The following is a 13274-nucleotide window of genomic DNA, read 5'->3' as shown; positions in this document are numbered from 1 at the left end:
AGCCATTATGGCTAAAGAAGAATTATTAGAAATTCGTGGCACTGTCACAGAACTATTACCAAACGCAATGTTCCGCGTAACCCTTGAAAATGGGCACGAGGTTCTTGGCCATACAGCAGGAAAAATGCGCAAAAACCGCATTCGTGTTCTGGCTGGTGATGATGTTCTTGTGGAAATGACACCATATGATTTGACCAAAGGTCGGATCACATACCGCTTTAAATAAGCGCGCCTCGTCACATGTCATCCAATGAACATGTCAAAAATCCAACATTAATCCTTGCTTCTGCTTCACCGCGTAGACTTGATCTGCTGGGTCAGATTGGCATTACGCCTGATCAGGTAATGCCTGCGGATATTGATGAAACACCGCTTAAAGGTGAATTGCCACGCGCCCTTGCGGGCAGACTTGCACAGTCAAAAGCTGAACATATCGCGGCGGATCATTCTGATCGCTTTGTTCTCGCGTCTGATACGGTTGTTGCCTGCGGCAGACGTATACTGGGTAAGGCAGCAGATAAGGAACAGGCAAAACAGTTTTTATCGATATTAAGCGGACGCAGCCATACCGTATATACGGGGGTATCACTGATCACCCCAAACGGCAGCAGCCACAAAACAATTAAAACATCGGTGAAATTTAAGAACTTAAGTCCGGATGAAATTGACGCCTATCTTGATCATGATGAATGGGTCGGTAAAGCGGGCGCATACGCCATTCAAGGGATCGCCGCGCAATTCGTTAAATCCATAAACGGGTCATACAGCAATGTTGTTGGCTTACCGTTATTTGAGGTCGCGAACATGTTAAAAGGCAAGGGATGTAAGTTTTAATATGGAAACCGGAAAGCATATATTGATCAACCGCGGTATTGGCGAAACCCGTATGGCGATTATGCAATATGGCACGGTGACCGATATTCGTTTGTTCCGCGACCATAACCCGTCCTATGTTGGGGCCATATACCTTGGCCGAATTACAAAATTATCGCCGGAAATGCAGGCTGCATTCGTTGATTTGGGTGAGGGGCGCGAGGGGTTCTTACCGCTTAAAAACTTACCAAAAACACCGGGTAAAAAACCAAAGGATTTAACTACCCTTCTTCATGAAGGGCAGCGCATCATTGTTCAGGTAACCGCCGATGCGCCAAAGGGAAAATTATGCAAGCTAACCGCAAAGGCGGAATTAATCAGCACATCATTGGTTTTACATCCATTTCGTCTTGGTGCCTTTGTATCTAGCCGAATTAAAGACCCGGACCGCCGCGCGACCCTAAAATCATTTGGTGAAGATATTATTCCGGATGATATGGGCATGACATTCCGCACGGACGCGGAAAATGTGGATGATGATGAATTAAAGCAAATTGCCACAGAAATGATTTCCCATTGGCGTCATGTCACCAAGAATATTAAAGACCGGAAATGCCCGTCCTTACTGACCCAAGGGCCGGAACCAATTGAACAAATATTACGTGATTTTTCCGCTGCTGATATCGACAGCATTATTATTGATCAAGTGGGCGCGTTAAAAACCGCAAAAAATTGGTCAAAAATATTTGCGCCAGATTTATCGGATAAAATTGAAAGCTATACGGAAAATACACCGCTTTTTGATTATTATGAAATCAGCGATGATATCGAACTTGTGACTTCCCCACATATTTCATTAAATAGCGGCGCATGGATCACGATTGAAGGGACAGAAGCGCTTACCGCCATTGACGTTAATATGGGCAGTGCAAATGTTTCCAAGGACGCGGGTAAAGCCGTATTCGCCATCAACCGTGAAGCGGCCCGTGAAATTTTCAGACAAATTCGCTTGCGTGGTATTGGTGGCCTTATCGTTATTGATTTTATCGACATGACCGATAAAGGGAATGTGAAAAGCCTGCTTCATTTTATCGATGAATTGATGTTTGATGACCCGATGCCGATCCAGCGCGGAAATATTTCATCATTCGGGCTTTTGGAACTCACCAGAAAATCAAAACACATTCCGCTTGATAGGCTATTGCTTGAAAAAACGGAAATCACCAAAAGCGTGGAAGCGTCATGCCTTGACCTGATCCGCATGGCTGAGGGGGACGCAAAAAATAAACCGGGACTGCCTGTTTTAATTAAGGTCTCAAAGCCGCAAAAAAAATGGTTAGAAGACCATAGCGAGCTTTTTGATGATTTTCTTAAGAAAACTGGGTCAACATTAACAATGGAACAATTATGAAAGCGGCAAATCAAATTTTAAAATGCCCGATTTGTAATGAAGGCACAAAAGAAAAATACAGACCTTTCTGCAGCAAAAGATGTAGCGAAATTGATCTCGGCCGCTGGTTTAACGAGAGCTATGTAATTCCCGGTGAGCAAACATCGCTTGGTCAGGAAAATGACGATGAAATGGACTATTGATAAGTCGTTTATTATCAATATTAATTTTTTTTGAAAGAGTGCTTTACAGCCACGTTCTAATTTCCTATAACCCTCCCACCTCATATGAGTCTACACACGATGCCCGGGTAGCTCAGGGGTAGAGCAGCGGATTGAAAATCCGCGTGTCGGTGGTTCAAATCCGCCCCCGGGCACCACTTTCTAAAATATGTTTTTTTACTTCCATCCTTTGCTGTAGAGTTGTGTTCTTCTTCCAGTGAATTCAATAATATTATTCAAGATCGAAAGAGTGTTGTGTTCTGTTAAGACGCTGTGAATAAGGTGCAAGCAGCACATTATTTTGACTACGCATAGCTTCCTCAACATTTTCAATAATGCGTGCAAGAAATTGGTCTTTATAATTGGTGGAAAGCATGCCAATACGGATGGTGTATGGTTTTAAGTCCAATGGGCAACGAGACATAAAAAGGCGTTCTGTTCTTGATAAGATTACAGCTGCATGTGACGGTATCGTTGTAATTATTTTTGTTCCTAGCAACAGGTATTTAGCAACCGAAAAATGTGTGGTCGTAGCAGCAATCTTTCGCCGAAGATTGCTTTGTGAAAGAACTTCATCAATTAAACCAATGGCATCGCTACTACCTTGTTCAGTGAATGTGATAAGTAAGTGTTCATGTTCCAGGAATTCATCTAGGGTAAAAGTACGGCCGTTATCAGGGGGAAAGTTGCTAAGTGTTAAATAGCCGGTTTGGCCAATTGATTGTGCGCGAATACTTCTGTCAGAAAGTCCACCTGAACCGATCGCGATGTCAATTTCCCGGTTTTTAAGCATATCGGCAAGAACCGGGTTATGCGCTTGTTTAAATACCGGCCTTGCGTTGGGAAATAATTCTTTAATACTTGCAATAATATCTTTACCAAATGCAATTTCGATATCGTCGGATAGCCCAATGTTTATACTGCGATCCTGTGAACCTTCATCAACATATGAAAGGCTCTGTTTTACTGAATTTAGGGCGTTTCTTATTAGCGGCCTGATTTCATTTGCACGTTCAGTGGGTTCCAGGCCACCAGGAATCCGCGTAAATAAGACATCGTTATAAGTCTGGCGTAACCTTGCGAGTGATGCGCTGACTGCTGCTTGACTTACCCCTAATTGCATGGCGGCACGGGTTGCATTTCCCTCTTCATAAAGGGCTTCGAAAACTTTTAATAGGTTGAGGTCAATTGCTTTCATTATAAATGCTATTTATAATTTGTATAATATATATTTGTTTGACATATATTATGTGCAATGTCAAGCTTCACAATACATCACCTAATTCTTTTATAATAAAGGTGAAAATATAAAATTCCTTTGGGCAACTGGCATCGTTTTTTTGATGTATTAAATTGGAGGATTTGAGAGCATCTCCATTTGATCGGGGTGTATGCGGGATATTATCATTATCCGGGCATACTGCCTTTTTTATACTCTCCGTTTGTTTTCTTGAGTTCTGACATCCTGAATTGGGGTGTGGGTTCGTACCTAAGTATTTTTTAAAGAAGTAAATTATTCGATAAAAATAAAGTTTGGCAGGAGAATGTTATGGCGACCACATATGTATCAGGCGCAGGAATCACAATACAAATAGACTATTATGAAGTGGACTATGATGGTGATGGTGATATGGAATTGGAATTCACAATCACTATTTTGGATGGTCCAAAGATTGGTGATTTAAGGGGGTTCTTTTTTGATTTAGCAAATGACAGTTTAAACGACTTGTCTGTCACATATGTAAATGACACCAATGATGGTTATGTCGATGATCCAGATGGGGTTGTTACGGATTATCAATTTGAAACCGACGGTGTAGTCGATCTTGGGAATGGTGCCAATATGCATGGTGTTGAGGAAGCACCGTTTGATGCAGGTATTGAGCTTGGCACACCCGGCATGTCTTCTGATGACCTTCAATCGGTTACTTTTATATTAGATAGCGAAACAGAATCTCTTTCCTATGAAGATATTGCTGAACAATATTTTGGCATTCGTCTGACCAGTGTTGGTGCGCCAAACAGCCCACGTGAAGGTTCATTGAAACTTGTTGGTACACTTCCGATGCCGCCTGTTGCTAATCCGGAAGAGAGAACTGTCGATGAAGCTGCACTTGATACTGATGTAACGGGTGATGATGATACCAATGATGTGGCGCCGGCAGATACAACAGGATCCGATCCAGATTCAGGCGAAGAAACCGTTTCCGGAACACTTTCTTTCAGTGATCCCGATAGTTCCGTATCTGTCACCAGTGTCGAATTTGATGGTAATGTGGTGAATGTACCGCAGGACGGCACAACCACGACCATTAATGGTGATTTTGGTGTTCTTGAAATTGATATGTACGGGAATTACAAATATACCCTGACAACAAATAGTACTGATCATAATACAGAAGGCACGGCAACTGATGGCGTCCATGAACTGTTTAATTATACTGTTACAGATCCAACTAATCTGACAGCATCCTCAACCATTACAATTAATATAGAAGATGATATTCCGACAATAGATGTAAATGGTTCAGAACCTGATCTAATGGTCGATGAAAGTGATTTGGACATTGATGATACCGATGCCAATATGCTTTCGGATTATTTTGATATTGAATTTGGTGCAGATGGTCCTGGCTCAATCACATATAGCCTTGAAATAGAAAATGCGAATTCAGGATTATACGATACCGCCACTGGCAATGAAGTAATTCTTTATAACAACAATGGCGTTGTTGAAGGCTGGACTTTACCAGGCGGCGCTGGTGGTGGCGGTGAACTGGTATTCAGTTTGTCAATCGTTGGAGGTGCATTGGTTTTAAATCAAGAGCGCGCGATTATTCATTCAAATAATCCAGGCCCTGATCCTGTGATTGATCATGATGAAAGTTTATCCCTTGGTGATAATATAATTAACCTTAATGCTTCGATCGAAGATGCCGATGGGGATACAGATGATGCAACATTTGATTTGGGTGGAAATCTAACATTTAAAGACGATGGTCCGACATCTGATCTTTCGCTTGCGGGTGGTTATGTTGTTGTTGATGAAACCGATGGTGTTGATAATGCTCCGGGTGAGACCGATGTGGTCGGTGGCAATCTTGGTTCTGCGACCATCGCTGGTAATCTGCTGTTTGTGGATAGTTCTGTCTATGGATCAGACGGCATGGCCGATAGTGACTATGCGGTTTATTCTTTGGCACTGAACAGTGGCGGCGATGGTGATTCCGGTGTTGATGATACCGCGAGCGGTGAGAATGTCATGCTCACGGATAATAACGGTGTCATTGAAGGCCGGACAGAGAATGGCAATCTACTTGTGTTTACGTTATCGATTGATGCGGACACAGGCGATGTCACCTTGACCCAGCACCGTGCTGTTGATCATGGTGATGATGGTAATGACCATGACAGCCTGTTGATGCTGGACAGTGGAGAGATTGATGCGGTGCTGACCGTGACCGATGGGGATGGTGACTATGACATGGATACCGCCGACATTGGCTCCATGGTAGGCTTTGAGGACGATGGCCCAACATCTGATCTTTCGCTTGCGGGTGGTTATGTTGTTGTTGATGAAACCGATGGTGTTGATAATGCTCCGGGTGAGACCGATGTGGTCGGTGGCAATCTTGGTTCTGCGACCATCGCTGGTAATCTGCTGTTTGTGGATAGTTCTGTCTATGGATCAGACGGCATGGCCGATAGTGACTATGCGGTTTATTCTTTGGCACTGAACAGTGGCGGCGATGGTGATTCCGGTGTTGATGATACCGCGAGCGGTGAGAATGTCATGCTCACGGATAATAACGGTGTCATTGAAGGCCGGACAGAGAATGGCAATCTACTTGTGTTTACGTTATCGATTGATGCGGACACAGGCGATGTCACCTTGACCCAGCACCGTGCTGTTGATCATGGTGATGATGGTAATGACCATGACAGCCTGTTGATGCTGGACAGTGGAGAGATTGATGCGGTGCTGACCGTGACCGATGGGGATGGTGACTATGACATGGATACCGCCGACATTGGCTCCATGGTAGGCTTTGAGGACGATGGCCCAACATCTGATCTTTCGCTTGCGGGTGGTTATGTTGTTGTTGATGAAACCGATGGTGTTGATAATGCTCCGGGTGAGACCGATGTGGTCGGTGGCAATCTTGGTTCTGCGACCATCGCTGGTAATCTGCTGTTTGTGGATAGTTCTGTCTATGGATCAGACGGCATGGCCGATAGTGACTATGCGGTTTATTCTTTGGCACTGAACAGTGGCGGCGATGGTGATTCCGGTGTTGATGATACCGCGAGCGGTGAGAATGTCATGCTCACGGATAATAACGGTGTCATTGAAGGCCGGACAGAGAATGGCAATCTACTTGTGTTTACGTTATCGATTGATGCGGACACAGGCGATGTCACCTTGACCCAGCACCGTGCTGTTGATCATGGTGATGATGGTAATGACCATGACAGCCTGTTGATGCTGGACAGTGGAGAGATTGATGCGGTGCTGACCGTGACCGATGGGGATGGTGACTATGACATGGATACCGCCGACATTGGCTCCATGGTAGGCTTTGAGGACGATGGCCCAACATCTGATCTTTCGCTTGCGGGTGGTTATGTTGTTGTTGATGAAACCGATGGTGTTGATAATGCTCCGGGTGAGACCGATGTGGTCGGTGGCAATCTTGGTTCTGCGACCATCGCTGGTAATCTGCTGTTTGTGGATAGTTCTGTCTATGGATCAGACGGCATGGCCGATAGTGACTATGCGGTTTATTCTTTGGCACTGAACAGTGGCGGCGATGGTGATTCCGGTGTTGATGATACCGCGAGCGGTGAGAATGTCATGCTCACGGATAATAACGGTGTCATTGAAGGCCGGACAGAGAATGGCAATCTACTTGTGTTTACGTTATCGATTGATGCGGACACAGGCGATGTCACCTTGACCCAGCACCGTGCTGTTGATCATGGTGATGATGGTAATGACCATGACAGCCTGTTGATGCTGGACAGTGGAGAGATTGATGCGGTGCTGACCGTGACCGATGGGGATGGTGACTATGACATGGATACCGCCGACATTGGCTCCATGGTAGGCTTTGAGGACGATGGCCCAACATCTGATCTTTCGCTTGCGGGTGGTTATGTTGTTGTTGATGAAACCGATGGTGTTGATAATGCTCCGGGTGAGACCGATGTGGTCGGTGGCAATCTTGGTTCTGCGACCATCGCTGGTAATCTGCTGTTTGTGGATAGTTCTGTCTATGGATCAGACGGCATGGCCGATAGTGACTATGCGGTTTATTCTTTGGCACTGAACAGTGGCGGCGATGGTGATTCCGGTGTTGATGATACCGCGAGCGGTGAGAATGTCATGCTCACGGATAATAACGGTGTCATTGAAGGCCGGACAGAGAATGGCAATCTACTTGTGTTTACGTTATCGATTGATGCGGACACAGGCGATGTCACCTTGACCCAGCACCGTGCTGTTGATCATGGTGACGATGGTAATGACCATGACAGTCTGTTGATGCTGGACAGTGGAGAGATTGATGCGGTGCTGACCGTGACCGATGGGGATGGTGACTATGACATGGATACCGCCGACATAGGGTCCATGGTAGGCTTTGAGGACGATGGTCCCTCTGTAGAAGCAACTGGATCAGAGCCTGATTTAATGGTTGATGACAGTGATTTTGATACGGATGATACTGATACAAATGCTGTTGCCGATTATTTTGATACTTCTTACGGTTCCGATGGTCCGGGTAGTACGACTTATAGTCTTGAAATAGAAAACGCCAATAGTGGCCTTTATGATACGTTGACCGGTAATGAAGTTATTCTTTATAACAATGCCGGAAGTATCGAGGGATGGACAATCGCAGGTGGCCAAGCAGGTGGAGGCGAGCTAGTCTTTACAGTTTCGATTGTTGGTGGAATGCTCGAACTTGATCAGTCACGTGCGATTGTACATACGGATAACCCCGGACCTGACCCTGTTACTGATCACGATGAAAGCTTAAGTCTAGGTGACAATGTCATCAATCTTGTGGCTGAAATTGAAGATGGCGATGGTGATACGGATAGTGCCGAAGTTGATCTTGGTGGCAACCTAACGTTTAAAGATGATGGTCCGACAGCTGAACTTAACGATAACGCTGCACCAATCGTGCTTGATGAAACCGATAATGATGGTGATGATGGTGATGTTGGTGGCTTGCTAGCAGATGTCACAGTAAACGGCAGCTCATTCTATACCACATTAACGCACGGAAATGATGGTGAAGCGGCCACGGATCCAACGGTATTTTCTCTTATACTGAATGCTGGTGCATCTGGATTAACGGATACAGTATCTGATACAGCAGTTGTTTTGTCATTTGAAAGCGGTGATGTCGTGGGACGTACATCCGATGGAAATAGTGATGAAGTTTTCCGTATTGCTGTTGATGCTGATACTGGCGATATTACCGTTACTCAAAGCCGTGCACTTAAGCATGATGATCCGAATGATCCTGATGAAAATGCCTCTCCAGAGGTAATGAATTCTGGCCTCGTAGAATTGATGGTTATGTTAACTGATGGTGATGGAGATTATGTTTCAGATACCATTGATCTTGGCGAGCTGATTAATTTTGAAGATGATGGGCCATCAATTGCCCTTCAAGAAGATGATGCCGCAATTGAAGTTGATGAAAGTACGCTTCCAAATAATGGAAGTGATAATTTCGCTGGTTACTTTGGTACGATAACTTACGGTTCTGATGGTGGAAGTGCGGCAAAAACATTTAGCCTTACCATTGATTCAGAAGGCGTGGATAGCGGTCTTAATGACACATTAACCGATGCAGATATCCTGCTTTATAAAACCAATACAGGTACAGTGGAAGGGCGTGTCGGCGGCCAAGCCGGTGCCGTTGCATTTATCATTTCAATTGATGATGTGACAGCCGAAGTGGATTTTGATCAAAAACGCTCAGTCGTGCATCCAAATCCAAATGATGATAATGAAGCGATCACACTTGATTCTGATGTTCTTTATGTCACAGCGACTGTTACAGATGGTGATGGCGATTATGGTTCAAGCAGCATTGACCTTGGTGAAAAAATCACGATCCTTGATGATGGTGTTGAAATTACCAACATAGATGACGGCCTTGTAGAAATTTATAGTATGTCACCTACGGATACAGGCGCGATCACCGTTGATTATGGTAACGATGAAGAACATGGTACTACGCCAGTGGTATTTTCAGCGGTTGATTTAACGCACCCTGACCTTCCAGATGGATTGGTTGTAGTTAGTGGACTTGGAACAGATCAGTTGATTTTATCCAATATGCCGGGTGATATTAATTCGGAAGATGCGACGACAATTACGTTTGACATAATCAACGGTGGTACGGAATGGCAGGTAACAGTGCAGACCCCACCAATTGTCCCATTTGAAACAAATCTTGCGTTTGTGAATCCTGGATCACCAGAGGAATTTGTGTATGCAAATGAAGGTGGTGACGCCAACCAGCCAATATTGGTAACTTTTGATGGCGTATTTGTCGAAAACTTCACAACCATTGATCCAATCAATGACGGTGATGTTATAAATCCAGGCGATGCGGCAGCGGGTGGTTATTCAAGTACGGATGATGACCTAAATGCTAATCAGGTTGGATTTGGTAACCGTGCCGAGCAGGATTCAAACTTTGAAGAATTTGGCGGATTTATTGCAATTCCAATGCCGGAAGAATCCGTAGGGTTCAGATTTACGGTTGATGGTATTGGTAACAATAATGATGCGACCGTCCATTGGGTTGCTTATAACGATACTAATAACGATGGCGTTTTAAGTGCTGGTGATGGCATGGTGGACTATGGCGAAGTTCTGGCGGATGAGCTCGCTGGAGTTAACAAGCATGGCGGAGTAGTTTTACAGGTTACTCCGGATGATGTTCTTGGTGGAGATGGCGTCGATGCCAATAATGACGGCTTTGCCGATAATCTCCAATTCTTTGATTTCATGGTTGTTTGGTTCGAAATGGATGATCCTGAATCAAATAATGGTCCTGATGATAAGGATAATGATACCATCCGTGTAAAAGATTTCGTCCTGCTAACACAAGATGAAATTCCGGATTATGAAATTGATGTTACCGTGACGGCAATGGATGGTGATCAGGATACTGATGATGAAGAATTCACTGTGGTCTTTGATGGTAATGATTTTGGTGTTGGTTAATTCCTATCAATCTTTTGTCTAGTTATTTGTATAGGTAAGGAGTTATCATGAAAAACAGATCATCATTAAATGATTTAATTAAGCAAGGTAGATCAGGGTTAATTGCCCTGATCGGCTTTGGCTTTGTGGCTAATATACTTCTTCTGGCAACTCCACTTTATATGATCCAGATATTTGACCGGGTTCTAAATTCCGGTAGTAAGGAAACATTACTTTTTCTTACGTTCATCGTGATTATTGCATTGCTTGTATCCGGCATAATGGAAAGCGTCAGAAAACGTCTTTTAAACCGGATCGGTAATTGGCTTGATAAATCATTATCCCCAAAATTATTAAAGGCAAGCATGCAGGGTGCATTAAGTGGCATGCCTGCTAGTGCACAATCATTAAGAGATTTAGGTTCCATCAGACAATTTATCACAGGCCCATTAAGAACATTAACGGATCTGTTGTGGGTACCAATTTTTCTTGCTGCGGTATCTGTTTTACATTTATGGCTTGGTATTTTGGCTGTGGTATTCGGTGCCATGCTTATCACCATTACTTGGTTAAATGAAGTGGCAACAAGAAAACCATTATCAGAAGCATCAGAAGAACATATTAAAAATCAACATCTTGCTGATCTTGCGGTTCGAAATGCTGATGTATTGCAAGCCATGGGCATGTTTAATCCTTTTAGTGAAGGTTGGCAGCAAAGTAATCATAAAATACTAGCCAAAAGGCAAATCGCATCAGACAGAAGCAGTACTTTATTTGGTATGAGCCGTTTCTTAAGAATGGCTGCGCAGGCTGGTGTTTTAGGGCTTGGCGCGTATCTTGTACTTGGGAACCAGCTAACGCCTGGGGGTATGATCGCGGGATCGATATTGCTTGCTCGTGCGCTTGGCCCATTGGAACAAGCCATTTCATCGTGGCGCGGTTTCGTGAATGCACGAAGTTCTTATGGACGTATCCGAACATTGCTTGAAATATCCGATCAAAAGAAAACACAATCTAATTTACCAAAACCCAATGGGAAATTGGTTTGTGAAGATGTAACCTATTTTCCCAAGGGGCATCAGGTGCCGGCATTGAACCGAGTAAATTTTACGTTGGATCAAGGTAGTGTACTTGGCATTATCGGGCCATCATCGGCTGGCAAAACTACCCTTTGCAAAATACTTGTCGGAACATGGCAGCCAAACGATGGCCACGCTAGGTTAGGCTTCTTAACGCCGTAAATTGATCTTCCGGCAAATCAGGAACAATAAACGGGATCATCATATTATAGCATGCCATCACAACATTTTTGGCCTTTACCACATATGATTTGCCATCATTGATATAATTCACAAATGCGCTTATGGCGGTGTTAACGGGGCCATCATGTTTTACATTCACGACAGTACTGTTCAGGCGAATTCGCGCGATATTATCCGGCAGATCGAGGGCGGCGTAATTATATTTGGATAAGATTGCGTCCTCTACGTTGTCACCGGGTCCCACGTGGGGGATTAATTTTTTAACTATTAATCTGGCGATGGTTGCATTGCCATCTGGGAAATGTTGAATGAATGGATCGTCGGTGCCGTATGTGCCCTTATCTTTATTGATGTAATGCTGATATGCACCATTACCAAGTGCATCTTTCCATGCCACATTCGGGTCATCACCAAGTGGCCCACTTGCGAGCGCATCATAAAGGCTTAATGCATCAAGCCCGCCTTCGGTATAATCAACGGAAGTATGTCTTGCGATTTGCAGCACATGTTCATCATCCACACCAAGTGTATTTTTTAAGAAATCAAAATATAAATTGGATTTGGCGAATTCTTTCATCTGGCTTTTTGGAACGCCCAGATCATCCTGGCTTGCCTTAATCACCTTAAGAAGCTGTTCTTTCCCACTTTCGCTGAGTGGGGTTTGTGCAACGGCATCCTCGACCGAAATAGTTGGTCTGACCATGCCTTCGATAAAGCCGGGATAATCACATAGCGGGTGATCAACAAGCGTGTTTTTGCCAAAGGTCTTTTCATTAAAAAACATTTTTGCACTAAGGCCGTGTCGTTTGAAAAAGCCGAAATCATATCTTTCGGTAAATTGATTAAGATCGATGCCAATGTCATTCAACATTTCAAGCAGGGCGCCGCTATAGCTTGCTGTATCCTCAAGCGATTCAGAACCACCCTGACCAATGCGAAGATTGCCGTCGATGTGGTGTTCATTGCGTCGGGCGTGTCCCCCAAAATCATCATGATTATCAAGGATCAGTATCTTTTTATCATTGCCATATTCCTTTTGGAAAAAATATCCGGCCGCAAGGCCGCTGATGCCGCCACCAACAACCACGAGATCATATTCTTCGTTCAGGTTTTCCTTCTTACCCCAATCATCCTGGCCAGCCCAGCTTAGCGCATGGGCAGCATCATTTGATCCCGGCTGACTGCCGCGTAGTCCGGTCATTGATGGCGGGTAAAAATCCGGGTTCATTTTTGCCAGAACTTCTTGTCCTGTTCCCTTAAAGGGCAAAAGCGATGCCCCGGCCGCCATTAAGGTGCCATTGACAAAATTTCTTCTGGTAATTTTGGACATGGATATTTCCACTTATATTTTGTGA

At 44.3% G+C, this 13274-nt stretch carries 8 protein-coding genes and 1 tRNA gene; 7 read left to right on the top strand and 2 right to left on the bottom strand.

Annotated features, from left to right (window positions below):
• Window positions 1-7 precede the first annotated feature (7 nt).
• The 5 genes from infA (at window position 8) to KW060_RS12105 (ending at window position 2582) form a co-directional block, all read left to right on the top strand.
• Window positions 8-226 carry a translation initiation factor IF-1 gene (gene infA, locus KW060_RS12125; RefSeq protein ID WP_249035650.1) on the top strand — a complete coding sequence of 73 codons (219 nt, stop codon included), beginning with the start codon at window positions 8-10 and terminating at the stop codon, window positions 224-226.
• Between the two features lie 14 nt (window positions 227-240).
• Complete coding sequence (locus KW060_RS12120; protein WP_249035649.1) at window positions 241-834, top strand: Maf family protein; 594 nt, start codon at window positions 241-243, stop codon at window positions 832-834.
• A 1-nt stretch (window position 835) separates the two neighbouring features.
• Window positions 836-2224: a ribonuclease E/G gene (locus KW060_RS12115; RefSeq protein WP_249035648.1), complete on the top strand. Its 1389-nt coding sequence runs from the start codon at window positions 836-838 to the stop codon at window positions 2222-2224.
• A complete protein-coding gene (locus KW060_RS12110; RefSeq protein WP_249035647.1) occupies window positions 2221-2406 on the top strand; it encodes a DNA gyrase inhibitor YacG in 186 nt (61 codons plus the stop codon). The genes KW060_RS12115 and KW060_RS12110 overlap by 4 nt, the downstream gene beginning before the upstream one ends.
• A 101-nt stretch (window positions 2407-2507) precedes the next feature.
• Window positions 2508-2582 (top strand) — tRNA-Phe (locus KW060_RS12105).
• A 74-nt stretch (window positions 2583-2656) separates the two neighbouring features.
• On the opposite strand, the gene KW060_RS12100 is transcribed toward KW060_RS12105, so the two are convergent.
• Window positions 2657-3622, bottom strand: a complete 966-nt coding sequence (locus KW060_RS12100) for a LysR family transcriptional regulator (protein ID WP_249035646.1) — start codon at window positions 3620-3622, stop codon at window positions 2657-2659.
• Between the two features lie 351 nt (window positions 3623-3973).
• On the opposite strand from KW060_RS12100, the gene KW060_RS12095 reads away from it, so the two are divergent.
• On the top strand, window positions 3974-10678 hold the full coding sequence (locus tag KW060_RS12095) for a DUF5801 repeats-in-toxin domain-containing protein (protein WP_274757286.1): 6705 nt from the start codon (window positions 3974-3976) through the stop codon (window positions 10676-10678).
• A 47-nt stretch (window positions 10679-10725) separates the two neighbouring features.
• Window positions 10726-11898: a type I secretion system permease/ATPase gene (locus KW060_RS12090; RefSeq protein ID WP_249037070.1), complete on the top strand. Its 1173-nt coding sequence runs from the start codon at window positions 10726-10728 to the stop codon at window positions 11896-11898.
• Here the strand turns inward: KW060_RS12090 and KW060_RS12085 are convergent.
• Window positions 11873-13249 (bottom strand): NAD(P)-binding protein, encoded by a 1377-nt coding sequence (locus tag KW060_RS12085; protein ID WP_249037071.1) that lies wholly within the window; start codon window positions 13247-13249, stop codon window positions 11873-11875. The two genes, KW060_RS12090 and KW060_RS12085, sit on opposite strands and share 26 nt — an antisense overlap.
• Window positions 13250-13274: the final 25 nt, after the last annotated feature.

This window comes from Pseudemcibacter aquimaris, assembly GCF_028869115.1.
GTDB classification, from domain to species: domain Bacteria; phylum Pseudomonadota; class Alphaproteobacteria; order Sphingomonadales; family Emcibacteraceae; genus Pseudemcibacter; species Pseudemcibacter aquimaris.
This window is presented reverse-complemented; position numbering and strand designations above follow the sequence as displayed.